Annotated in this window: 20 protein-coding genes; 10 read left to right on the top strand and 10 right to left on the bottom strand. The window is 45.2% G+C overall.

Going from position 1 to position 24,416, the window contains the following annotated elements; all coding sequences use genetic code 11:
* Positions 1-63: 63 nt before the first annotated feature.
* Together QUA27_RS12875 and QUA27_RS12870 are read right to left on the bottom strand one after the other, a co-directional pair.
* Positions 64-387, bottom strand: coding sequence for a hypothetical protein (locus QUA27_RS12875; protein WP_333068392.1), 324 nt, complete (start codon positions 385-387; stop codon positions 64-66).
* Positions 388-446: 59 nt separating this feature from the next.
* Positions 447-1,391 (bottom strand): AraC family transcriptional regulator, encoded by a 945-nt coding sequence (locus QUA27_RS12870; protein WP_333068391.1) that lies wholly within the window; start codon positions 1,389-1,391, stop codon positions 447-449.
* Between the two features lie 188 nt (positions 1,392-1,579).
* Here QUA27_RS12870 and QUA27_RS12865 point away from each other — a divergent pair, with 188 nt between their 5' ends.
* From QUA27_RS12865 to QUA27_RS12855, 3 genes are read left to right on the top strand one after another with little or no spacing between them, the layout of a single operon-like run.
* Complete coding sequence (locus QUA27_RS12865) at positions 1,580-2,347, top strand: SDR family NAD(P)-dependent oxidoreductase (protein ID WP_333068390.1); 768 nt, start codon at positions 1,580-1,582, stop codon at positions 2,345-2,347.
* 29 nt (positions 2,348-2,376) lie between these two features.
* On the top strand, positions 2,377-2,892 hold the full coding sequence (locus tag QUA27_RS12860; RefSeq protein ID WP_333068389.1) for a carboxymuconolactone decarboxylase family protein: 516 nt from the start codon (positions 2,377-2,379) through the stop codon (positions 2,890-2,892).
* Between the two features lie 9 nt (positions 2,893-2,901).
* A complete protein-coding gene (locus tag QUA27_RS12855; RefSeq protein ID WP_333068388.1) occupies positions 2,902-3,639 on the top strand; it encodes an SDR family oxidoreductase in 738 nt (245 codons plus the stop codon).
* A 155-nt stretch (positions 3,640-3,794) separates the two neighbouring features.
* On the opposite strand, the gene ispD is transcribed toward QUA27_RS12855, so the two are convergent.
* Positions 3,795-4,481 (bottom strand): 2-C-methyl-D-erythritol 4-phosphate cytidylyltransferase, encoded by a 687-nt coding sequence (ispD, locus tag QUA27_RS12850; protein WP_333068387.1) that lies wholly within the window; start codon positions 4,479-4,481, stop codon positions 3,795-3,797.
* A 170-nt stretch (positions 4,482-4,651) separates the two neighbouring features.
* On the opposite strand from ispD, the gene QUA27_RS12845 reads away from it, so the two are divergent.
* Entirely contained in the window at positions 4,652-5,614 is a 963-nt protein-coding gene (locus tag QUA27_RS12845; protein WP_333068443.1) for a glycosyltransferase family 9 protein, read from the top strand.
* A 362-nt stretch (positions 5,615-5,976) separates the two neighbouring features.
* Here QUA27_RS12845 and QUA27_RS12840 read toward each other — a convergent pair whose 3' ends face one another.
* Both QUA27_RS12840 and QUA27_RS12835 read right to left on the bottom strand, forming a co-directional pair.
* Positions 5,977-6,612, bottom strand: a complete 636-nt coding sequence (locus QUA27_RS12840; RefSeq protein WP_333068385.1) for an ATP-binding protein — start codon at positions 6,610-6,612, stop codon at positions 5,977-5,979.
* Between the two features lie 205 nt (positions 6,613-6,817).
* A complete protein-coding gene (locus QUA27_RS12835) occupies positions 6,818-7,444 on the bottom strand; it encodes an ATP-binding protein (RefSeq protein ID WP_333068384.1) in 627 nt (208 codons plus the stop codon).
* Between the two features lie 344 nt (positions 7,445-7,788).
* Between QUA27_RS12835 and QUA27_RS12830 the strand changes: the two genes are divergently transcribed.
* From QUA27_RS12830 to QUA27_RS12810, 5 genes are all read left to right on the top strand, one after another.
* The gene (locus tag QUA27_RS12830) at positions 7,789-9,153 is read left to right on the top strand and encodes an NACHT domain-containing protein (protein WP_333068382.1); all 1,365 of its coding nucleotides are present in this window, start codon (positions 7,789-7,791) and stop codon (positions 9,151-9,153) included.
* A 1-nt stretch (position 9,154) separates the two neighbouring features.
* Positions 9,155-11,449 carry a WD40 repeat domain-containing protein gene (locus QUA27_RS12825; protein WP_333068381.1) on the top strand — a complete coding sequence of 765 codons (2,295 nt, stop codon included), beginning with the start codon at positions 9,155-9,157 and terminating at the stop codon, positions 11,447-11,449.
* A gap of 1 nt (position 11,450) precedes the next feature.
* Positions 11,451-13,424, top strand: coding sequence for a WD40 repeat domain-containing protein (locus tag QUA27_RS12820; RefSeq protein WP_333068380.1), 1,974 nt, complete (start codon positions 11,451-11,453; stop codon positions 13,422-13,424).
* Positions 13,421-14,545: an ATP-binding protein gene (locus tag QUA27_RS12815; RefSeq protein WP_333068378.1), complete on the top strand. Its 1,125-nt coding sequence runs from the start codon at positions 13,421-13,423 to the stop codon at positions 14,543-14,545. Before QUA27_RS12820 ends, QUA27_RS12815 begins: the two co-directional genes overlap by 4 nt.
* Before the next feature lie 104 nt (positions 14,546-14,649).
* Positions 14,650-15,231 (top strand): D-glycero-alpha-D-manno-heptose-1,7-bisphosphate 7-phosphatase, encoded by a 582-nt coding sequence (locus QUA27_RS12810; protein WP_333068377.1) that lies wholly within the window; start codon positions 14,650-14,652, stop codon positions 15,229-15,231.
* Positions 15,232-15,246: 15 nt separating this feature from the next.
* Here QUA27_RS12810 and QUA27_RS12805 read toward each other — a convergent pair whose 3' ends face one another.
* The 5 genes from QUA27_RS12805 to ftsH2 form a co-directional block, all read right to left on the bottom strand.
* Positions 15,247-16,476: a hybrid sensor histidine kinase/response regulator gene (locus QUA27_RS12805; RefSeq protein ID WP_333068376.1), complete on the bottom strand. Its 1,230-nt coding sequence runs from the start codon at positions 16,474-16,476 to the stop codon at positions 15,247-15,249.
* A 6-nt stretch (positions 16,477-16,482) separates the two neighbouring features.
* Positions 16,483-19,029, bottom strand: a complete 2,547-nt coding sequence (locus QUA27_RS12800; protein WP_333068375.1) for a PAS domain S-box protein — start codon at positions 19,027-19,029, stop codon at positions 16,483-16,485.
* Between the two features lie 117 nt (positions 19,030-19,146).
* Positions 19,147-20,436: an aminopeptidase P N-terminal domain-containing protein gene (locus QUA27_RS12795; protein WP_333068374.1), complete on the bottom strand. Its 1,290-nt coding sequence runs from the start codon at positions 20,434-20,436 to the stop codon at positions 19,147-19,149.
* A 137-nt stretch (positions 20,437-20,573) separates the two neighbouring features.
* Positions 20,574-20,975, bottom strand: coding sequence for a hypothetical protein (locus QUA27_RS12790; protein ID WP_333068373.1), 402 nt, complete (start codon positions 20,973-20,975; stop codon positions 20,574-20,576).
* 133 nt (positions 20,976-21,108) lie between these two features.
* A complete protein-coding gene (ftsH2, locus tag QUA27_RS12785) occupies positions 21,109-22,995 on the bottom strand; it encodes an ATP-dependent zinc metalloprotease FtsH2 (protein ID WP_333068372.1) in 1,887 nt (628 codons plus the stop codon).
* Positions 22,996-23,318: 323 nt separating this feature from the next.
* Here ftsH2 and fcmB point away from each other — a divergent pair, with 323 nt between their 5' ends.
* The gene (gene fcmB / locus QUA27_RS12780; RefSeq protein WP_333041971.1) at positions 23,319-24,401 is read left to right on the top strand and encodes a filament morphology actin-like protein FcmB; all 1,083 of its coding nucleotides are present in this window, start codon (positions 23,319-23,321) and stop codon (positions 24,399-24,401) included.
* Positions 24,402-24,416: the final 15 nt, after the last annotated feature.

Raw genomic sequence — 24,416 nt, 5'->3', positions numbered from 1 at the left:
GCGTTCATCTGCGTTCATCTGCGGTTTAAAAAAATCGCATAAAATAGTGCGATCGCTGATTGCCTACTTCATGCGCTTAGCCACAAGACTAGAACTGTCGCCTTGGTGGAATTTGACTCGACCATCTACCGAGTTTTTATCCTTTAATTTGAGCCAACCGCTACCGGATGCAGGATCGCATTCATCATTACCGTCCCAGGTAAACTCAAATCGCTGATCCTTTCCATCTTTTACGACTTCGCCGTCAATTTGACCTGATACTAAACCGAATTGAAATTCTCCTGAACCTGTTTGATCGATCTCGATATACGCTTCAACTTCCATGTCCAAGTAATCACTATCCCACAATTCCATCTCCGCGATCCGCCATTTACCGCAATATTCCATTGCTTTTATCCTTCATTTGTGTTAAGGAAACAAAACCAATATAGTCGAAACAGTTACGCTCAAGCAGTACGCAAACGCTCAATATCCCGGATCGGCGGCGCACCGAACATCCGAGAATATTCGCGGCTGAACTGTGAGGGGCTTTCATAACCCACCTGATAGGCAGCATTTGCCGCATCGGAGTTTTCGGCAAGCATCAGGCGACGTGCTTCTAATAGTCTTAATTGCTTTTGATATTGAAGTGGACTCATCGATGTCACTTCCTTGAAATGGTAATGGAAAGATGAAGGAGACATATTGGCTTGTCCTGCCAAATCCTCAACACGCATCGGTTTTACAAAATCAGTTTTAATCAGTTTGAGCACCTCAGCGATGCGCTGCATATTGCTGCCAGATGTTGCGATTTGGCGGACAGCTTCGCTTTGTTCGCCTATTAAAAGACGATAATAGATTTCGCGGATAATCATCGGTGCCAGGATAGGGATATCCTGCGGTGTATCCAAAAGTCTGGTCAGTCTGAGGGCGCAATCGAGCAACGGTGCATCGGCGGTGCTGACGAACAAACCTCTAACAGAGTTTTCTTTCTTATTTGCACTTGGGTTGGTTTGGGCAGTAATAATGTCACAGAGTTGGCGTGGATCTAGATTCAGCTTGAATCCTAAATACGGCTTGTCTGGGGTAGCCTCTACAACAAATCCGTTAATAGGTAAATCAACTGAGATCACAAGATATTGAGCCTCGCCATAACGATAGGTTTCCTCACCCAGCAACGCTTCTTTTTGACCCTGAACGATGATGGCGAGAAGAGGTTCATAAACACAATGTAGTGCTGCGGAAACTGAAGATTCTCGCGTCAATTCCAGCTTATCTATAGCTGTTTTATGCAAACCGTTCCCCTTGCCTTCAGTGTGCCGACTTACTAATGCCGCCAATTCTTTACATTGATTAGCGATCCTCTTCGAGGGCTTCGCTAACGCATCTTGGTTTATTACTTGGTTGAGCATTTCAATTGCCCTGCTAGTTTTTTGATTGATTTAACCATTTCCTTTTGCTGATCATAGAGCATCTTGAGCCATTCAGAAAATATGGCTTTGGAGGATTAGGCAATAAATTGCGAGGTCTGTGTATTCAAAAGCCTTGCTTTTACTCATACGATGAACACATCTGAATGCACCAGTAAAAGGATAAGGCAATGACGAACAACCAGACAAAAATCGCATTGGTAACAGGGGCGAGCCGAGGACTTGGCAAAAATACCGCTTTGACCCTTGCCAGAAAGGGAGTCGATGTCATCGTGACATATCACAACAGCGATGAGGATGCCAAAAATGTCGTATCTGCGATCGCCGATATCGGAGCTCAAGCGGTTGCACTGCAACTGGATACTTCAAACACGAAAACCTTTGACGGTTTTGTGGAACAAGTCAAGCAGTCACTTCAAGATAAATGGCAGAGAGAGCATTTTGATTTCCTCGTGAATAATGCTGGTACTGGGTTTCATGCGTCTTTTGCTGATACCACCGAAGATGATTTCGATCGCTTGATGAATATTCATGTAAAAGGCGTTTTCTTCCTCACGCAAAAACTTCTGCCTTTGATCAATGATGGAGGACGGATAGTCAATATTTCGTCTGGGCTTGCCCGTTTTGCTCTACCTGGGTATGCAGCTTATGCAAGCATGAAAGGAGCGATCGAAGTTTTGACCCGATACATGGCTAAGGAATTAGGACACAGACAGATTGCTGTGAATGTGGTAGCCCCAGGCGCAATTGAAACGGATTTTAATGGCGGTGCGGTGCGTGACAATCCTGAGATTAACAGCTTTATAGCTTCGCAAACTGCCTTGGGTCGCGTTGGTCTGCCTGATGATATCGGCGGTGCGATCGCCGCTTTACTATCCGAAGACAACAGATGGGTGAATGCACAGAGAATCGAAGTCTCTGGCGGTCAGTTTCTGTAATTCAAACTAATCTCGACAGAAGGGAAATCATGAAGGGAAAGTTTTTAGCTTTAACCGTAGGGGTAGTTTTAACTTTAACCGTAGCGGGAGCAATTTTTATTGCTTCACCTATGGAAGCGCAAAAAACAGTTCCGCAACCTTCACAAACGCTGACACGCCAACAGCGTGGCGAAAGAGTTGTGAATAGTCTTACGGGTGGAAAAGGACTACCACCGCATTTTGAACAGCTTAAAAAGGATTTCCCAGAACTTGCCGACATGACTCTCAAATATGCGTTGGGCGATATCTGGGCGCGTGAGGTGCTCGACAATAAAACCCGTCAGCTTATTTCTCTGGGGGGATTTGCCGCACAGGGCACGATGCCGCAGTTCAAACTTCATGCACAATATGCTCTCAATTATGGAGTTACACCGCAAGAACTGATGGAAGACATTTATATCACCACCGTGACATCAGGTTATCCCCGTGCCTTGATTGCAGCAGGAACTCTCAAAGAGCTATTTCAAGAAAACCAAATCAAATTCCCAGTAACATCACAAAAATAGGAGATTTCAATGTCTAACTTAAATGGGAAAGTCATCATTATCACTGGAGCCAGTAGTGGAATCGGTGAAGCCAGTGCTAAGTTGCTTGCTAAAAAGGGCGCAAAAGTTGTTTTAGGCGCACGTCGCACCGATCGCCTAGAAGCGATCGCCAAGGACATTCGTGCGGAGGATGGAACAGTCGAATACCAGGCTCTCGATGTGACGCAACGCAGTCAAATGGAGGATCTGGTTCAATTTGCCCAAAGCAAGTTCGATCGCGTAGATGTCCTGATTAACAATGCTGGCATCATGCCCCTATCCGCACTCGAACAACTCAAAGTTGAGGAATGGGATCGCATGATTGATGTCAATATCAAAGGTGTTTTGTACGGCATCGCGGCGGCACTTCCTGTGATGAAAGCCCAAAAGTCTGGTCAGATTATTAATCTTTCTTCAATCGGCGGACACGCGGTTTCTCCTACTGCTGCTGTTTACTGTGCTACTAAATTCGCCGTTAGAGCTATCTCAGAAGGCTTGAGACAAGAAGTTGGGGGCGACATTCGGGTGACGGTGATTTCTCCTGGAGTAACCGAGTCTGAGTTAGCCGAGAGCATCACTGATGAAACTGCAAGATCGGGAATGCAAGAATTCCGCAGAATAGCTATTCCTGCTGCTGCCATCGCGCGATCGATTGTATTTGCGATCGAACAACCTGACGATGTTGATGTTAGCGAAATTATCGTCAGACCAACAGCAAGCCCTTACTAAGTAGGTTAATTTAATTAAATCTAAAAGGCGATGGTTATTAGATAGCCGACTTCTTCAAGAAGTCGGCTATCTGAGGATTCTGCTTTTTTAAGGTGACTTAATTAGCTTACCAATTCCCATTGATAATTACCAAGTTTTCCTTACACAATTTAAAACTATTCACCGTATCTTTGCCGCAAAATAAATTCCGCTAGTGCTAAATCTACAGGTGTGGTGACTTTCAAATTCGTCTCTTCCCCCTCCACAATTCGGACTGGTAAACCGCATTTTTCAAACAAAGCCGCATCGTCTGTAACTTCCCAACCTTTTTGTCGCCCTTCTTCGTGACACTGCTTTAACAGTTTCACTTCAAATCCTTGGGGAGTCTGGGCCGCCCACAAATTGCTTCTGTCTGGGGTGTCTCGCACGATCCGACGCTCATCTACGACCTTAATCGTATCCTTGACCGGGACGGCTACAATCAAGCCCGGACAGGTCAAGAGAACCTCGGCAGATCGATCGAACAATTCAGCAGTTGCCAAACACCTCGCGCCGTCGTGAATCAACACTCGATCGGCATTGGGGGGCAAAGCCTGCAAACCGTTGTAAACTGACTCTTGCCTGGTGGCGCCACCTTGAATCAGTTCCACGGGCTTGACCAAAGATAAATCGCTCAGAATTGCTTTAAAATCAGGAAAATCGTCTGGCTGACCCATGATGCCAATCCAGCTAATGTGCTGCGAAGCTTCAGCCGCAGCCAAAGTCCAACTCAGCAAAGGTTTAGAGAGCAAAGTCAGCAGCAGTTTGTTCCGCTGACTCCCCATCCGTCGCCCCGAACCCGCCGCAGGAATTAATAAGTGCATTAAGTAACCCTTCTTCACCCAACTAGGTATATATTAAGAGCGTCCTGTACTTTTGGGTCAGTTGTTTAGCTGTCAGCCAGTAGCTTTTAAAGTCTAGAATTACTATAAGCTGATAGCTGAAGACCGATCGCTGAGAGCTACCTCGATAGATAATAGCCCGATCGTTTATGATGCGAATACTAGCACTTGTCCCTGGCGGGATTGGCGACCAAATTTTATTTTTCCCCACCCTCGATGATCTCAAGCAGTCTTATCCAGAGGCGCAAATTGATGTCATCGTGGAACCGAGGGCAAAGGGCGCTTACCGAGTCTGCAAGTCCGTCAAAGAAGTTTTGACGTACAATTTCAAAGACCGGAACGCTATGGCAGATTGGGGCAATTTACTGGGCGTAATTCGCGATCGCGAATACGAAGCAGTTATTTCCCTCGGCCAGCGGTGGACTGTAGGGCTGCTGCTGTGGCTGACCGGCATTCCGCAGAGAGTTGGGTATTCGGGAACCAACGGTGCTCGATTTCTCACTGCTGCGGTACCGCTGAAAACTGAACAGTACGCGGCTTCAATGTACCACGATTTGCTGCAAGGATTTAACATTACAAATCCTTGTCCGCCACTGGCAATTAATGTACCTAAACAGGACATTCAGTGGGCGGAAGCCGAACAGCAGCGGTTGGGAATCAAAGAAAGCGGTTACATTCTAATTCACGGCGGTTCGAGTCAATTAGCTGTGTCTAAAGGTATTGACAAAATTTACCCTACAGACAACTGGAAGCAAATAATTGAAGATTGTCAGCAGCGGCAGCCGAATTTGCCCGTTGTTGTTGTGAAAGGGCCCGAAGATGCAGACTTCGTGACAAAGTTAGTCGAGTCATGTCCGAATGTAAAAGTTATCTCGCCGGATGATGTCGGCAAGTTGGCTGCCACTATTGCTGCTGCTAATTTGATGATATGTACTGACAGTGCGCCGATGCACTTAGCTGTGGCGGTTCAAACTTATACAATAGCTTTGTTTGGCCCGACTGAACCGGCGAAGTTGTTGCCAAAGAGCGATCGATTTTTGGGCATTAAATCTCCTACTGGCAAAATGGCAGACATCTCTCCTCAAGATGTTTTGAAAAAGGTTTGGGGCGGCTAAAAACTAGGATATCTAAGCCAGGACACGGCACTGCCGTGTCCCTACAATTAATCGGGTGATCGTTGCATTTCTCATCAAGGGCGATCGATGAGGGGTAGGGAAACGGCACTGCCGTGTCCTCCATTTCCTAGGAAACGGCAGTGCCGTGTCCCTACAATTCATCAGGCGATGGTTGCATTTCTCATCAAGGGCGATCGATTATTTTGGGGTAGGGAAACGGCATTGCCGTGTCCTCTGTCGCCTAGATAAATTGGCAAATTGCCATTGCAGTGGCAGAAGACGGCTCGAACCTGTAACCGTAACCCCCGCCCGACCATCTAATATTTATTTGTAACCACTTACTTAGCAATTTCAGAACAGCTTTAGTGAAGAGTAAAGGCTAGGTCGTTCCAACTAAAAAGAGTTTTTTCGGGCAATTCTTCTTTCAGCTTGGTCTTGAGGTCAAAAGGCTTGCCCCAATCCCATATTTCGATCTCTAGGCGTTTGTTATATACTGCGATCGCTAGTTCTATTTTCGGAGTTTCCAATGACCGATTTGTGTGGGCGTGGCGAACCGCATGGGCAAAACCCTCGATCGCAGCAAGCTTACAAAGCTGCAAAACTGTTTCGGGAATGGGTAGAAGCTCTAAAAAAAACTGCTCGACCCAGCATAAAACTTGAGTAACCGCCTGGAGCTCGCTATTTACTTGAAGCTTTATCTTGTGAAGTGGCTGGTTATAGCTGGGATCGGATTGGGGATTTCGTTGCTCTTGAAGCCAGTTAAAGCTGTGTAAAACGTCGATCGCACGCTTAAAAATACTAGCTTCAGGGCTAGGTTGGGGTGATACTAAAGCTGGCTGAAAATATTTTACAATTAACAGACAGTTTCGCCCCTCAGACGTGCGGGTATAACTTAGCTCATCGGCAATTTTGCCAATAAGTTTTATACCTATTTTGCCTATTTCATCGATTTCGCTAAAATTTTCGTCACGGTGCGAATTTTCTAAGTTAGAGTTCATAACGGTTTTCTCTCCTAAATATTGATGTTTTTTGTTTCTACAGATATCCTACTGAAGCAAAAAGGGAGACTCAAGGGCAGATAAGGTGAGTTTGAATTTACGACCTGCCCTAAATTTTGGGGCAGATAGGGCAGGAGATTAAAACCTATGGGCCCTAGTCAGGCAGAACTAATTAAAGAATGATTGGCAGATATAGTCATCTTTGCTAAAACATAAATTCCAGCTCCTTCACACCGAACGTATATTTTGCTTGCGATTGTTCTATTTCAACTTTTTTTGGCAAATTAAGAGGTTTTCCCCAATCCCAAATTTGAATTTCTATGCGTTCGTTAAAAACTGCTATCGCAAGATCGATGGGAGTGTTTGATGGCATATTTTTGTGGTGGTGAATAGCATTGATAAACCCCTCCACCGTCGCCAGTTTACAAAGCTGCAAAACTTCTTCGGGAAGTGGTAGATTCTCTAACTGTTCCACCCACCATAAAACTTGAGTGACAGTGGCAATATCACTATTGAGTTGAAGGGTAATCTTTTGCAGTGGCTGGTTAGAAATTCGATCGGATTGGCTAGTTTTTTGCTCTTTCAGCCAGTTGAAAATGTTTAAAGTATCGGTCGCTCGTTTAAAACAATCAGCTTGACTGCTAGGGTGAGGTAGTACAGGCTGAAAATATTTTACAATTAACAGACAGTTTCGATGGTCAGAAGTGTGGGTATAACTAAGCTCATCGGCAATTTGGCTAATAATTTTTATACCTATCCCAAGTGATGGGATTTCATCCATTTTGCTAGAATCTTCGTCAGGGTGTGAGTTGCCGAATAAGTTAAGATTCATTTCTAGTGACCTCCAATGTTTCTCAAAAACTGCTTTTGTGCTTCTGATCAAATCATCGCATCACTTTAATTGAGTGAAGTTGACCAGAGGTATAAAGTTAGGTCTATTAGAGGTCGGTATAATCAAAGTATACTCAAGGTATAATTAAACTACTGTCATGCAGAGTCCCTATCCTTCGCAAGGCTCAGGACTGGCAAGCATCCCAGCCGTCTAAGAGCTCATTGGCAAGGCTCAGGATGATTTAAGTGCACGATGCGTAAGTTGTAATAAAGTTAAATTAGGGGTTAACCTAGATGGATTGGCAAGAATTCCTTAGAGGCGAATCTGGGACACATGGATTATCGATGGAACAAACAGAAACATTATTAGCAGCACTCTTCTCTCCTGAAAAAGCACCGCGCAATCAGGTAGAGCTGTCAGTAAAATTAAGCATATCAGAAGCTACTGTAAAACAGCGATTGGGAGAGATTTATAAGAAACTTGGAGATAGTTTTCCTCAACTTATTGACCAAAAAGGTGCCGGAAAATTAGATTTATTGTTTAGAAAATTAAAACAGAAGTATTATCCGAAACCAGACCCAGTAGTTGCCCCCTACCCTGAAGAATTTAGATCGTTAATAGAAGAAAAAATTCGGAGGTTTTGCGGACGCCAATTTGTTTTTGAGACTTTTCAGCAATTTATGAACGCAAACCCTCACGGTTATTTTACGATCGTCGGAGATGCGGGAATGGGCAAAAGCTCGATCGTTGCCAAATACGTCTCTGAACATCAATCTCCCTGCTATTTCAATATTCTCGTCGAACGTCGCAACAGACCAGAATTGTTTCTGAAGAGCATTCGCCGGCAATTAATTGACCGCTATCAATTGCCAAAATCAGAAGACGCCGATTTACCAACTTTACTCGCACAGGTGGCGGGAAAACTCACGGCGGGCGAACGTTTGGTAATTGCAATTGATGCACTGGATGAAGTTGAACAAGAACCGGGAGGAAATCTTTTACATTTACCGAAGAATCTGCCAAATAACGTATATTTTCTGCTGACTAGGCGACCCTATAGCCTCGATAAAAAGCGGTTGTTAGTAGATGTTCCAGAAGAAGAGTTAGATTTAAGAGATAGCCAGTATGTTGATTTCAATCAGGATGATATCAAAGAATATATTCGCTTTGTTATCAATACCGATTCTGACCATAATAATGGACTGAGAAACTGGATTAAAAGTCGCAACATTCCTGATACAACTTTTGTCGAACAAGTGGCAAACAAAAGCGAAAACAATTTTATGTATTTGCGGTATGTTTTGCCGGCAATTGCTAAAGGCGTTTACAATGACTTGAGTTTAAAGCAATTGCCAGACGGGTTGCTAGAGTATTATCAAAGCCATTGGGTAAAGATGGGGATGGAAGCTAAGCGAGGGCAATTGATGGAGAATGTCTTGTATATTTTACTAGAAATTGGCACGCCGATTCCCTGCGAGATGATTGCTGGAATTGCCAAGGTGGATGAATGCGATGTGGGAAAGGTTTTAGAAGATGAGTGGGTTGAGTATTTGAAAAAGCAGAATTTAGACGGAGAAATCTGCTATACCATCTATCATGCTAGTTTCCTTGACTTTCTGAAAGGCAAACGGGAGATGGATTCAAAGCGGAGAATTTTTCGGGAAGTAAATCAACGGATTGCTGAGTATTTAGAAGAGGGGATGGTCTGAGATGGGAGAATTTGCTGACAAGTTAGCGGCCAAACCACTTTTCTATCAGCGTGCTTATCTGGGCAGCTTACTGCCAAATTATGTCAAGTCAGACAATTTAGAAAAGTATTATCAAAAACTGACTAATTTTAACTTTCTGATGGCAAAAATCCAGCATCCTGAGTTTGGGGTGCAGACACTGATTGATGACTTCAATTTGGTTGACGATTCAGAAGCAGTAACTCACCCGGAGTACAACTCAGAAAAAATGAAAACTCTGAGCTTAATTCAAGTGGCGCTGTGGATGTCAGCCGATATTTTGGAGGAAGATCATACCAAGCTGGCAGGGCAATTGTTAGGGCGGTTACTTTACTTTAAAATTCGTCAGATTCAGGCAATGCTGGAGGTAGCAAAGCAGTGGAAAACAGTAGCTTGGTTGCGTCCTTTGGCACCCTGTTTAACTCCGCCTTGCAGAGGACTACTACGCACCCTTACAGGTCATAGCAACTCAGTATATTCAGTAGCTGTCACGGAAGATGGCAAGCGGGCAATTTCTGCTTCAAGAGATGACACCCTCAAAGTCTGGGATTTAACAACTGGAAAAGAAGAATTTACTCTTAAAGCTCACAGCTACGAAGTAAATACAGTAGCCGTCGCCCCCGATGGTAAGCGGGCGATTTCTGGTTCGTGGAACAAGACCATAAAAGTATGGAATTTAACAACTGGAAAAGAAGAGTTTACTCTCAAAGGTCATAGCAAACCAGTAACTGCAGTAGCCATCACTGCTGATGCTAAAAAGGCAATTTCTAGTTCAAGAGACAACACTATAAAAATCTGGGATTTAACAACTGGAAAGGAAGAGTTTACTCTCACAGGTCATAGCCAATGGGTAAATGCTATAGCTGTTACGGCCGACGGCAAATGGGTAATTTCTGGTTCAGACGACAAAACCATCAAAGTTTGGAATTTAATAGCTCGAAAGGAAGAGTTTACTCTCACAGGTCATACCGAGGGGGTAAATGCAGTAGCCGTCACTGCTGATGGTAAGCGGGCGATTTCTGGTTCAGATGACAAAACCATCAAAGTGTGGGATTTAATTACTGGAAAGGAAGAGTTTACTCTCACAGGTCACAGTCACTTGGTAAATGCAGTAGCCGTCACTGCTGATGGCAAGCGAATAATTTCTGGTTCGTGGGACAAGACCGTAAAAGTCTGGGATTTAACAACTAAAGAGGAAGAGTTTACTCTCACTGGTCACAGCGACTGGATAAATTCAGTTGGAAAGGAACAATTTATTCTCACGGGTTACAGCGACTCGCCTAATGCAGTAGCCGTTACGCCCGACGGTAAACGGGCGATTTCGGGTTCAAGAGATAATACCATCAAAGTCTGGGATTTAATAACTCGAAAGGAACAATTTATTCTCACTGGTCACAGCAAATGGGTAAATGCAGTAGCCGTAACTGCTGATGGGAAAAGGGCGATTTCGGGTTCGTGGGACAAGACCATTAAAGTATGGAATTTAACAACTGGAAAAGAAGAGTTGATACTCACTGGTCACAGCAACTGGATAAATTCAGTAGCCGTGACTGCTGATGGTAAACGAGCGATTTCTGGTTCAAGAGACCATTCTCTTAAAGTATGGAATTTAACAACTGGAAAGGAAGAGTTTACTCTCAAAGGTCACAGCCAGTGGGTAAATGCAGTTGCCGTCACTGCTGATGGCAAAAGGGCGATTTCTGGTTCAGATGACAACATCGTAAAAGTCTGGAATTTAATCACGGGAAAGGAAGAGTTTACTCTCACTGGTCACAGCTACTCAGTATATACAGTAGCTGTCACTAATGATGGGAAGCGGGCGATTTCTGGTTCAGATGACAACACCATCAAAGTATGGGATTTAATGACTGGGAAGGAAGAGTTTACTCTCACTGGTCACAGCTACTCAGTAAATGCAGTAGCTGTCACTAATGATGGGAAGCGGGCAATTTCTTGTTCACATGACCATACTATTAAAATTTGGAATTTAACAACTCGAAAGGAAGAGTTTACTCTCACTGGTCACAGCGATTTGGTAAAAGCAGTAGCCGTGACTGCTGATGGTAAACGGGCGATTTCTGGTTCGTGGGAAAAAAACCTCAAAGTCTGGGATTTAACCACTGGAAATGTCATTGCCAGTTTTACGGCTGAAAGTTCGATCGCCTGTTGCGCTATTGCACCCGATGGAGTCACAATTGTCGCAGGCGACGCATCCGGCCGCGTATATTTCCTGCGACTAGAAGGGATTACTGAGTATTTAGAAAAGGGGATGGCGTGAGATGGGAGAATTTGCTGACAAGTTAGCGGCCAAACCACTTTTCTATCAACGTGCTTATCTGGGCAGCTTACTGCCAAATTATGTCAAGTCAGGGAATTTAGAAAAGTATTATCAAAAACTGACGGATTTTAACTTTCTGATGGCAAAGATTCAGCATCCTGAGTTTGGGGTGCAGGCACTTATTGATGATTTTAATTTAGTTGACGATTCAGAAGCAGTAACTCACCCAGAGTACAACCCAGAAAAAGCGAAAGCCCTGAACATGATTCAAGCGGTAATGTGGATGTCAGCCGATATTTTGGATGGAGATAAGACCAAACTGGCAGAACAATTGTTAGGGCGCTTACTGTACTTTGAAATACCAGAGATTCAGGCAATGCTGGAGGTAGCAAAGCAGTGGAAAGCTGCACCTTGGTTGCGTCCTTTGACACCCTGTTTAACTCCCCCTCGCAGGGGATTGCTACGCACCCTCACAGGTCACAGCGACTCGGTAAATGCAGTAGCCGTAACTGCTGATGGCAAGCGGGCGATTTCTGGTTCAATTGACAACACCCTCAAAGTCTGGGATTTAACAACTCGAAAGGAAGAATTTACTCTCACTGGTCACAGCTACTCAGTAAATGCAGTTGCCGTCACGGAAGATGGCAAGCGGGCAATTTCTGGTTCAACAGACACAACCATAAAAGTCTGGGATTTAACCACTGGAAAGGAAGAGTTTACTCTCACTGGTCACAGCTACTCAGTATATGCAGTTGCCGTTACGGAGGATGGGAAACAGGCGATTTCGGTTTCAAGAGACACAACCATAAAAGTCTGGGATTTAACAACTCGAAAGGAACTGTTTACTCTCGAAGGTCACAGCGACTCAGTATATACAGTAGCCGTCACTGCTGGTGGCAAGCGGGTGATTTCTGGTTCATTTGACAACACTCTCAAAGTCTGGGATTTAACAACTAGAAAGGAACAGTTTACTCTTGAAGGTCACAGCTACTCAGTAAATGCAGTAGCCGTAACTGCTGATGGCAAGCGGGCAATTTCTGGTTCACTAGACAAAACCCTCAAAGTCTGGGATTTAACCACTGGAAACGAACAGTTTACTCTCAAAGGTCACAGCTACTTGGTAAATTCGGTAGCCGTCACTGCTGATGGCAAGCGGGCGATTTCTGGTTCGTGGGAAAAAAACCTCAAAGTCTGGGATTTAACCACTGGAAAGCAACTGTTTACTCTCGAAGGTTACGGCTACTTGGTAAATTCGGTAGCCGTAACTGCTGATGGCAAGCGGGCAATTTCTGGTTCGTGGGAAAAAACCCTCAAAGTCTGGGATTTAACCACTGGAAAGGAACAGTTTACTCTTGAAGGTCATAGCAAATCGGTATATGCAGTTGCTGTCACCCCCGATGGCAAGCGGGCAATTTCTGGTTCAGATGACAAAACCCTCAAAGTCTGGGATTTAACCACGGGAAAGGAACAGTTTACTCTTGAAGGTCACAGCAACTCAGTAAATGCAGTTGCTGTGACTGCTGATGGCAAGCGGGCAATTTCTGGTTCGTGGGACAAAACCCTTAAAGTCTGGGATTTAACCACTGGAAAGCAACAGTTTACTCTGGAAGCTCACAGCAGTTCAGTAAATGCAGTAGCCGTCACTGCTGATGGCAAGCTGGCAATTTCTGGTGCATCGGACAACACCCTTAAAGTCTGGGATTTAACCACTGGAAAGCAACAGTTTACTCTAGCTCACAGTAATTCAGTAAATGCAGTAGCCGTCACTGCTGATGGCAAGCTGGCAATTTCTGGTTCAGATGACAAAACCATCAAAGTCTGGGATTTGTCAAGTGGAAATGTCCTTGCCAGTTTCACAGGTAAAAGTTCGATCGCATCTTGCGCGATCGCCCCCGATGGAGTCACAATTGTCGCAGGCGACGAATCCGGCCACGTATATTTCCTGCGCCTAGAAGGGGTGGAGGCACTAACATGAATTCCTCACCTCTCTCAACTCCCATCTCTACCGATTCTTACCCAAAAGAATTTCAGCAACTCCTGCGAGAAAAAAGCGAGAATTTTGTCGGGCGCAAATTTGTATGTTGTGCGATTTCCGACTTTCTGAACTCCCACAGCCGCGGTTATTTCACAATAGTCGGCACTCCCGGCTGCGGCAAAAGTTCCATCCTCGCTCAATATGCCACCGCCCATCCTCGCAGTATCTATTACAACGCTGCAGTTGAAGGCAAAAATCGAGCTGAAGATTTTCTCGCTTCAGTCTGCACTCAACTGATTGACAAATACCTTGCCACCAATGGGGAAACATCCGAAATCCTCAAGCTCAAATCTCAAATTCAAAATCTCGAATCCCATGATGGGAGTTGGTTTCTGTCTTTGTTGCTTCAGCAAATTAGCGATAAATTAGCCGATCGCCAAAAGTTGATAATTGTCATTGATTCTGTAGACACGATCGCCCGCACGAGTCAGCCTCCGAGCTCAAATCTGTTTTATCTGCCGAGATATTTGGGCGATCGTACTTATTTTATCCTCGCCCGCCGCCCGTTTTTGAGAGAGAAATCCGGTTTGTTAATTGAAACGCCCTCTCAAACCCTCGATTTAAGAGATTATCCCGCCCAAAATCGCGAAGATGCCCTTAACTACATTCAGCAATACCTATCAACCGCACCGGATTTAACTCCACCCGAATTCTGCCAACAACTCGCCACTGTCAGCGAAAACAATTTCATGTATCTGAGTCAGATGTTACCTGCCATTAACGAGAATTCACACCCTGATGCTAATCTGGGGGAGTCCTCACTTGTCTCTGAACTTCCATCGGGTTTAGCAGCGTATTATCAAAACCACTGGCTGCGGATGAGAGGTGATGGCTTATCGGCGATCGAGTTGTCTGTACTGAATGTTTTGGTACAATCAACAGCAACTTTATCTGTAAGTGCGATATCCAATATAATTGATCAGGATGAATACGATGTTGAAAAAGCGTTAGACAATTGGATCGAGTTCTTAAATAAACAAGAAATGGGAGGAGAAATTTGCTATAGTTTGTATCATGCCAGCTTCCGCGAATGGCTGGAAAAACAATCTCTTTTAGAATGACGAGTTTACCTAGACTTGCATTTCTTCTCTTCAGTCCGCGCAGGCGGACTTTGTTTGTGTAGACGCGATTTCAATCGCCGAGTTATATCAAATATATTACAACAATGAAACGAGCAGTATTTCTTGACAGAGATGGCGTTCTCAATATCGAAGCGGGCTACATCCACAAAGTAGAAGACTTGCATTTAATCCCCGGAGTAGCCCAAGCTGTACGCCGTTTAAATGACCAACAAATATTTTGCTGTTTGGTTTCCAATCAATCCGGCCCGGCGAGGGGTTATTATCCAGTGAGCCACGTAGAAGCTTTGCACAAACGCCTTGGTCAGCTATTAGAAAATGAAGCAGGAGCAAAGTTAGATGCTCTTTATTACTGTCCTTATTTAAGCGCAGCCGAAGGCGGAACCAACCCAGAATTCACGCGATATACAACGTGGCGAAAACCCAATACAGGGATGTTGGTAGCGGCCGCTTGGGAACAGGATTTAGATTTGCGAAATAGTTTTATGGTGGGGGATAAAGCGACTGATGTTGATATGGCTCACAATGCCGGCTGTACTGGTATTTTGGTGCAGACTGGTTACGGAGAAAGCGTGTTGAGTGGGGAGTATCAGCACCATACTAAACCGGATTTTATTGCAGCAAATTTAGCGACGGCGGTGGAGTGGATTTTGCAACACTTTGATTAGTGTTTGTAGTGGCATTTAAGTTGTTTCTCGTTGAGTCTTACAGGAAAGTGCTACGTAAGGAAGCGCGACTGTGAAGGTTGTACCGATGCCCATTTTGCTTTCGCAGGCGATCGCACCTCCTTGCAATTCCACAGCTTTTTTAACAATTGTTAATCCCAAACCATTACCTTTAATCTTTCCAGTATTCTTGCAGCGGTAAAACATTTCAAATATTTTCCCTACTTCGGTTTCTGGGATGCCCATACCTTCGTCTCGGATGCGAATAATTAGTAAGGGAGAGTTAATATTGGTAAAGTATGAATTGGAAAAGAAAGAGTGAGGAGACAAGCAGAAAATAGCTTCTTTGTCTCCTTCGCTTGTTGGACGGCATTCCAATTCCAAGGTGACTTGCCCGCCGTTGGGGGAATATTTGATGGCATTGACGATTAAGTTAGAAATAATGCCGTGCAGCAATTGTTGATCTAACATCGCGCTGGTAACATCTGACGGGATTAATGTTAGTTTGTGCTTGGCTTCATTTCCTAACTGCAATTGAGCCAGCAAATCTTGACAAAATTCAATTAAATTTATGGGTAATGGATTGCATTTGAGTTGGCCTGATTCTGCTCTGCCCATGAACAGCATATCGTCGATTAGCTGGTTCATCTTCTGGGTAGCTGAGTGCACCAGCCGCAGGGTTCTAACTTGGGATTCGTCACTGCTGCGAGTTCGATCGAGATCGAGAAGTTCCGCAGAAATTAAAATCGCGTTGAGGGGATTCCGCAATTCGTGAGCGGCCATTGAAATATACTGGTTTTGGCGGTGCGATTTTTCTTCCACCGACTCTCTCACTGCTTCCGCAGCTTTGAGAGATTCTCGCATCTTGGTTTCGATTTCGTGTCTGTGCAGGGCAATCTCGATCGCCACCCGCAAATCATTTTGTTGAAATGGTTTGATAATATAACCGAGTGGGTCTGTAAGTTTCGCTCTTTGCAGCGTTTTATCGTCGGCATAAGCTGTTAAAAATACTGTCGGCACATTCCTATTAGTTCGGATTTTTTCTGCGGCTGTTACCCCGTCTATCTCACCTTTAAGCACGATATCCATCAACACTAAATCTGGCGGGTTTTCTAGAGCTTTTTGAATTGCTTCTTCTCCTGAAGAAACTGTAGCTGTTACTGCATACCCCAGTTTTTTTAATCTGCCTGCTATGTCTTGCGCTACAATAACTTCGTCTTCGACCACCAAAATTTTTATAGGGTTCATTTTTCTTTAAATCCGTCGCCGATAATTTAACTCTTTAAAAATTAGAGTGTAGCAGGTTCCACACTGACTGTCAATTGCAATACTCGCCTCTAATTGGCCCGACAACATTATCACTAATCGCAATCCTAATGTTTCGGCATTTTTTACGTCGAAACCCGCCGGGAATCCGCTACCATTATCTTGAATAATTAATTGAAGTTCCTGAGAACTTAATTCATTAAATTCTATGTTAATTTCACCTGCTAAACTTTGCCTAAAAGCATATTTTAAGGAATTAGACACTACTTCGTTAATAATTAAACCGCAAGGAATTGCTGTTTCTATGTTTAAATAAATTGGGTCAAGGTTAAGATTGAATTTGATGGCAGTGTTGCCGCACCCAAAAGATTGATACAAATTAGCAACCAAGTTTTCGACGTAGGGGGGAAGGTCGATGCGATCGAGATGTTCAGATTGATAAAGTTGCTCGTGAATCAGAGCCATTGAATGGATACGTGTCTGACTCTCTTCAAATAAAGCTAGCGTCGGTTCGTCTTCAATATATTGAGCTTGAAGTTGCAGCAGGCTGGAGATTACCTGCATATTATTTTTGACTCGGTGGTGAATTTCTTTGAGCAATACTTCTTTTTCGCGGAGTGCTGCTTGGATGCGGGCCTCGGTAAATTTACGATCGCTGATATCTTCGGCAATACCCGCGATGCGGTAAATTTTGCCCGATTCGTTGTAAATGGGGAAAGCTCGATCGCACACCCAGCGAATTATGCCGTCTGGCAGAAAAATCCGATATTCGATATTGGTGGACTCGCCCTGCAACACTCGCCCCATTGCCTCTTCCAAGAAATGTTTATCTTCTTGATGCACCCACTCCATCATTTTTAAGGGCTCAGCATACAATTCTTCGCGACTCCGCCCCCAGATTTGCTCGTAAGCTGGACTCAGATACAATAAATCGGTGAATTCTGCAGACATTAGCCAGAAGGAATCTTGGATATGTTCTGCTAACTGGCGGAAGCGTTCTTCACTTTCGCGGATGGTTTTTTCTGACTGTTTGCGTGCGGTAATATCTACTGCAATGCCCACGATGCGGTAAACTTTACCAGATGGATTTCTAATCGGAAAAGCCCGATCGCGAATCCAGCGGATTTGACCGTCCGGCCTGACAATTCGATATTCTATCTCGTCTTCAGACTCAATTTGTTTAGTTACATTAGCAATAACCCGCTCGCGATCTTCTGGATGGAGGGAATCTGCAAAAAAGTGCCCGTAAGCATACAAATCCGCGCAGCTTCTACCCCAAATTTTTTCGTAAGCCGGACTGATATAAATAATTTCATGGGGTTGAACGTTGACCATCCAAAACACGCTTTCAATGTTTTCGGCTAGCTGTCGGAACCTTTCTTCGCTTTCTTTCAGCGCTGCTTCGGTTTTTTTGCGATCGCTAATATTGCGCTGCACGCCAAAGTACCCCACGATTCTGCTTTGAGAATCGTAAATGCAAATATAGTCGCCTTCCACCCAAATTAAAGTCCCATCCAACTTGCGATTGTCATTTTCGACGTGAATTCTGCCAGCATCAAAAAATTCCCTGATTATCTTTCTACCGCCAGTCAAGTTGTGCGATAAAAAAGAGTAAAGCGTCCTACCAATAAACTCTTCTCTACTACCTCCGTATTGAGCTATCAAAGCATCGTTTGCCTTCGTTACTCGTCCTTGAGCAAATACGTAATCCAAGACTTTTTCTTTGTCTACTGTATCGTCCCAGTGCACTGGTTCGTCCAGCATCATAAAGAAAAAACCATCTAAAGATTGAGAGAAAAAAAATTCTAGCTGTTCCTGGCTTTCCCGCAGAGCTTTTTGGGCGCGCCAGCGAGAGAGAATTTCTTCCTGCAATTGATTGTTTGCTGTTTTTAAGTCTTCAGTGCGCTTTTGATATTTAATTTCTAGCTGATTTTTAATTTCTTCCAGCGCTATTTCTGCCTGTTTTTTTTCCGTAATATCTTGAGTAACGACCATTCCAGCAAAAATTTCGTCCCGGTCGTTTTTGACGGGAGCAATTGTTGTTGAATAAATGCGGCCGCCGTATTTATATTCAAAATTATTCTCTTTGCCTGCCAAAGCAGCGCGATATGTAGTCTCAAAAAGTTGCAAATCTTCAGGTGGCGATACTTCGCACAATGTTTTGCCTTCCAATAGTTCTTTTGACAAACCAACTACTGCCAAACCTTGACCGTCAACCAGGGTATAGCGCAAATCGCGATCAAACAAAAACACCGAACCATTCGGATAATGTTTGATGAGAGTTCGGTACATTTCCTGGCTTTTTTCCAGAGATGCGATTAACTGAATGCGATCGTTCTCGGTGATATCAAATTCATTGACGGAACCCGAAAAGCCAGCATTCTCGACTGCTTTGAGTTGTGCTTCTAATTTCTGGCACATTTCTCTCTGCTGCTGTAAATGCTCTTCAAGTTGTCGAATTTTTGCTTTTTGCTCTGCTACTAATGCTTCGCAGGTTTCCAGAGGTCGATCGCCCTTTGTAGAATCAATACACATAATGCTTTAGGTTTTGCAGTTGCCGACTTGAGCTTTTTCAAGCCAATACTAACAAAGCTCAAGCCTTCGCTGCTAACTTAATTAGCCAAAGTTTTTCTTAACTTCTTCCTTCTTCCTTCATTTAGGAACTCCCGCCGTCAAGACTTCATGGCTATCAACTGTCACCAAAACATCATCTTCAATTCTCACGCCAATACCGCGCCATTTTTCAGGAATCTCCGGCTGTCCTTCAACGGGTTTAATATAAGGAGAAATATAAATCCCCGGTTCCACCGTCAGCACCTGTCCTGCCTGCAAAACTTGCGGATTTTCGCCGTACTGATAAACGCCGACATCGTGCACGTCCAGTCCCAGCCAATGACCGGTGCGGTGCATATAAAATGGCTTGTATTTCTCTTCTTTAATGATCTCTTCAATGTCCCCCACCAAAAGTTTTAAATCCATTAAACCTTCCACCAAAACGCGCACTGCTGTTTCGTGAATTTTGCTGTAAGGATTTCCTGGATATACTTGACTAATTGCCTGCAATTGTGCTTGCAAAACTAAGTCATAAATTATCTGTTGTTCGGCTGTAAATTTGCCGCTAACAGGAAAGGTGCGAGTAATATCGGCGTTGTAGTACCCGCAAGCACAACCGGCATCTATTAGCAACAAATCGTTTTCCTGCATTTGCCTGTTGTTTTCGATGTAGTGGAGGACGCAGGCATTGTAACCGGATGCAACAATTGAAGGGTAAGCGGGAGTGCAGCCATTTAAGCCAAAAGTATGTTCTATTTCAGCTTGAATTTCATATTCGTATCTACCCGGTTTGGCGAATTCTTGGGCGCGGTTGTGTGCTGCAACTGAGATATTAGCCGCTTTTCGCATTAATGCTAATTCTGTTTCGCTTTTCACCAGCCGCATCGGGTGTAAAATGATGTTGGAATCTTCGATTGCTGTCGGGCCTGTGCCGCGTTTGGGGTAGGTTGCCATCAAGCGCTGCCAGTGATTGAGGACTGTTTGGTCGAAAGTACGATCGCGCCCGAAGTGATAGTATATGCGATCGGCTTTTTCTAAATATTTCGGCAATTTTTCCGCAAGTTCCTCAATGGGGAAAGCTTCATCCGCGCCGTACAATTCCTTAGCGCCTTCTACTCCGGCGCGATAACCGTGCCAAGTTTCTTTTTCCAAGTCTTTTGGCTGCACAAACAACACAAATTTGTGTTCTTCGTGGTGTGGCGCGAGCACTGCTACCGCCGCAGCTTCATTGAAACCGGTTAAGTAGAAAAAATCGCTATCTTGCCGATAGGCGTATTCTACATCGTTGTGCATGACGGCAGCAGGTGCGCTGCGAAATATCGCCGTCCCGCTGCCAATTTTTGCCATTAATTGTTCGCGTCTTTGCCGATACTCGGTGGGGTTGGTCATTCGATTTTAGATTTTAGATTGAATTTAATATTAACATTCGGCGGTTTCAAGCGCTGCTTGTCACACTTGCACCCGCAAGCCCAGGGTTGAAGATATAGGTGATGTGTTTTTTTTATTGGTCTACTTACTTATTTATTCTATTGTTCTGCGATCGCCAATTTACAAGTATAGTCAACCAGCCGAGACAAAGATGAGTTGCGATCGACTAAAGTCCATCTCGGATCGAAATTCGACCAATTTTCGCCATCTTCGCTAACTCTGACAGTTCTAAACTGTCGCTGCTGGCAGTTAACTTCCATTTGCGCCAACAATTTCTCGTTACTAAACTGTTGAGTTCCTAGAAGAATTCTGACGGGATAAGAGGGAGCACCGGGAATATCGGATTTACTTAATTCAACGCTGCTGGGGTCGAGGCAAATATCTACAAAACATCTTAATTTTTCTGCGCGGGCGCTCAAAGTATTGAGGAAAACAAAAATAAAAGTTGCTATTAAAAAAAATGACAAATTCTTAGTATGTATGGCAAATGTAGTATTCATCTGCGTTAATTGGCGTTTAGGGGCGGTTTAATATTATTGACAGTTTAATAAAAAAGTAGGGACGTGGCAATAGTGCTGCGTCCCTACTTCTTAAAGACACGGCATTGCCGTGTCCCTAATTTTTAAACAAGTCTTAAAGCTGAGGAACGTATTGTTCTTTTTCAGGAACAAAAGTGTACTCAGAGACGATTAGGCGCAACTCTTCGCCGTCGATGGTTTCCTTTTCGATCAACAAATCGACTAAGCGATCTACCACGGTACGATTTTCGCGAATAATTCGGCGGGCGTCGTCGTAGCAGTGATCGACAATTGCTCGAACTTGTCCGTCAATCCGAGAGGCTATTTCTTCGGAATATTCCGATCGCGCTGTGTAGTCGCGGCCGAGGAAAATTTCGCTTTGCTGGGCTTCCAGGGCGATCGGGCCCAAGGTAGACATCCCATAGCGAGTCACCATTTGCCGCGCCATACCGCTGACTTGCTGCAAGTCGTTGCCGGCACCGGTGGTTACTTCGGCATCGCCGAAAACTACTTCTTCGGCTGCGCGGCCGCCCAAAGCACCGCTAATCCGGGCTAAAATTTGCGATCGAGAAATCAAACCTTGGTCTTCGCTGGGCATGAACCAAGTCAAGCCGCGGGCCTGTCCGCGAGGTACTAAGGTAACTTTTTGAACTGGATCGTGGGCTTGAATGATTGTACCGACGATCGCGTGGCCGATTTCGTGGTAGGCAATCAAGCGCTTGCTCTTGCTGTCCACCAAAGGAGTGCCTTCCATACCTGCTACCACGCGATCGACTGCATCGTCAATTTCGAGCATCGTAATCGCTTCTTTGCGGCGGCGCGCGGTTAAAATAGCCGCTTCGTTGAGCAAGTTAGCCAAATCAGCGCCGGTAAAACCAGGAGTACGGCGGGCGATGGCGTCCAAAGAAATTTCCGCAGACAGCTTCTTGTTGCGCGCGTGAACTTCCAAAATTTCCAAGCGGCCTTTGATATCCGGCGTATCTACGGTAACTTGGCGGTCAAAACGTCCCGGACGCAGCAGCGCTGAGTCGAGCACGTCGGGGCGGTTCGTGGCAGCAATGATTATAATGCCAGTATTGCCCTCAAAACCGTCCATTTCCGTCAGCAACTGGTTCAGGGTTTGTTCCCGTTCGTCGTTACCGCCACCGATACCTGCGCCGCGCTGGCGACCCACTGCATCGATTTCATCGATAAAGATGATGCAAGGAGCATTTTCTTTAGCTTTCTTGAACAAGTCCCGAACGCGGGAAGCGCCGACACCGACGAACATTTCCACAAATTCTGAACCGGAGATGCTGAAGAAAGGCACGCCGGCTTCGCCTGCGATCGCTTTTGCCAGCAAGGTTTTACCGGTTCCGGGAGGGCCAACTAGCAGCACGCCTTTGGGAATCTTCGCCCCGACTGCGGTGAAGCGTTCGGGTTTTTTGAGGAATGTCACCACTTCTTGTAGTTCTTCTTTGGCTTCCTCAACGCCTGCTACGTCGTCGAACAGTACGCCTGTTTTAGCTTCCATTTGAAAGCGAGCTTTGGATTTGCCAAAGTTCATGGCTTGGCCCGGGCCGCCGGGAACGTTGCCACCGCGGCGGAAGAGGAAAAACAGCCCTCCTACTAACAAAAGGGGAAATACTAAATTGCCTAAAAGTCCCCAGACAGCACCGTCGTTGCGTAGTGGGTGAGTGTCGAAGCTGATTTTGGAGTCTCTGAGCCTAGAAACCAGTTCCGGGGCATTTGAGGGCAAGTCTACCCGCCACCGCTGCTCGTGATTGTCCAGTTCCGGATCGACTGCTAGGACAATAGCCGTCCGACCTCCGTCGTAAAGGTCAACGCTGGTCACTCGACCGGCGTTTAAGTAATCTAAGAATCGACCGTAGCTCAGGCGGGTGCTGGCGGTGTTCTTGCTCATTTCTGCGGGGGATGGGGCAAAGGCCCCCTGCCACAAGAAAAAGCCGATGACTAAGGCAGGTAAAGTCCAAAGTAGTATAGTTCGCCAAGAAATTTTCATAAATGCGGATGCCTTGAATTGGGGACAGATCGGGTAAGATCGCGGTGTCGGAGAAGTGCGACAAAAGTTTACACTCAGAATCTTAACTAAATTTAACTTAACAATGCACTCTCAGGCAACAGAGCTTTGAGGACGATGGCTCCAGAAAAAGTTAGGTTAGTTAGGGTAAGGGCGATCGTCCCGAATATAATGTTTGGTGCTGATTTCGATACCGATCTAGGTAGAGTTAGAAGAATCGTCGCTTTCACCCACTGTCTTTAAGCGTGGCAGTGTCAAGGGATAAGGCATGATAATGGTGAGGCTCAGTGAGGTAACACATTTCAATGACAACTAGACAGCTTGTTCCTAATTCGGCTATGCTGACCCAGCAGACTAAAGTCGCTTCTAACAAATCGATTATTAGTGCTGATTTGGGTCGGACGGCAACTAAAGCTTGCGTGAGTCGCAACCCGAGTAGCGTTGTTTTCATCCCTGCCAACGTGGCTACTATGCCCGTGGAAAAGGTGCGGGGTGGCAGCTTTGAGTCCAAAGCAACAGACCCTCTGTTGGATATGTGGCTGGAGTACCAGGGCAAGGGTTACGCTATAGGCCAACTAGCGGCAGATTTTGGCGCTAATCTCGGTGGCGCTGACCAGTCGAAAGTAGTAGATGCTTTGGTTAAGGTCTTTTCTTGTGCTGGATATTTCCAGATGAAGGGCGAAATAGCAGTTGTGCTGGGTTTGCCGTTTTATTCGCAGGATCAGTTTGAGAAGGAAAAGGAAGAGATTATCAGCCAACTGCGCTCTCCCCACGTTGTGGTGTACCGGGGCGAGCGTGTGGATATTAATATCAGTCACGTTTGGGTGATGCCGGAAGGGTTCGGCAGCCTGATTTGGTGCGAGGCTCAAGATAACAAGGAGTTTACGCCGGAGTTGCCCGAACTGTCGGTGGCGGTTGTTGATATTGGACACCAAACTACCGATTTGTTAATGGTCGATCGTTTCCGGTTCGCCCGGGCAGCTTCTAAGAGCGATTCCTTCGCAATGAACAAGTTCTACGAACAAGTTGCCTCAAAGATTCCGGGAGCAGACCCTCAATCTCTGTCTTTACTGGAAGCGGTGAATAAACCCGAGGGCCAGCGTTTTTACCGTCCCAGAGGAGCGACTAAGCCGACTAATTTAGATCCGATTATTAAGGATTTGCGAGAGGCTTTCGCTAACGAACTGTCCGAACGTTTGGTGCAGTGGCTGCCGGAACGTGTGACGGATGTGGTTCTGACTGGCGGGGGCGGCGAGTTTTTCTGGGAGGTGTTGCAGCCTTTGCTTAAAGACGCCAATCTTAAGGCTCACTTGGCTCAGCCTTCCCGGAAAGCTAATGCTTTGGGACAGTTTATTTATGCTGAGGCTCAGCTAGCCACGATTAAGTAACGCATTAAGGCTTGA

The organism is Microcoleus harperi Pol14_C6, assembly GCF_036701295.1.
GTDB lineage: Bacteria > Cyanobacteriota > Cyanobacteriia > Cyanobacteriales > Microcoleaceae > Microcoleus.
Note: the sequence above shows the minus strand (reverse complement) of the source record. Positions and strands in the feature narration are given on the sequence as shown.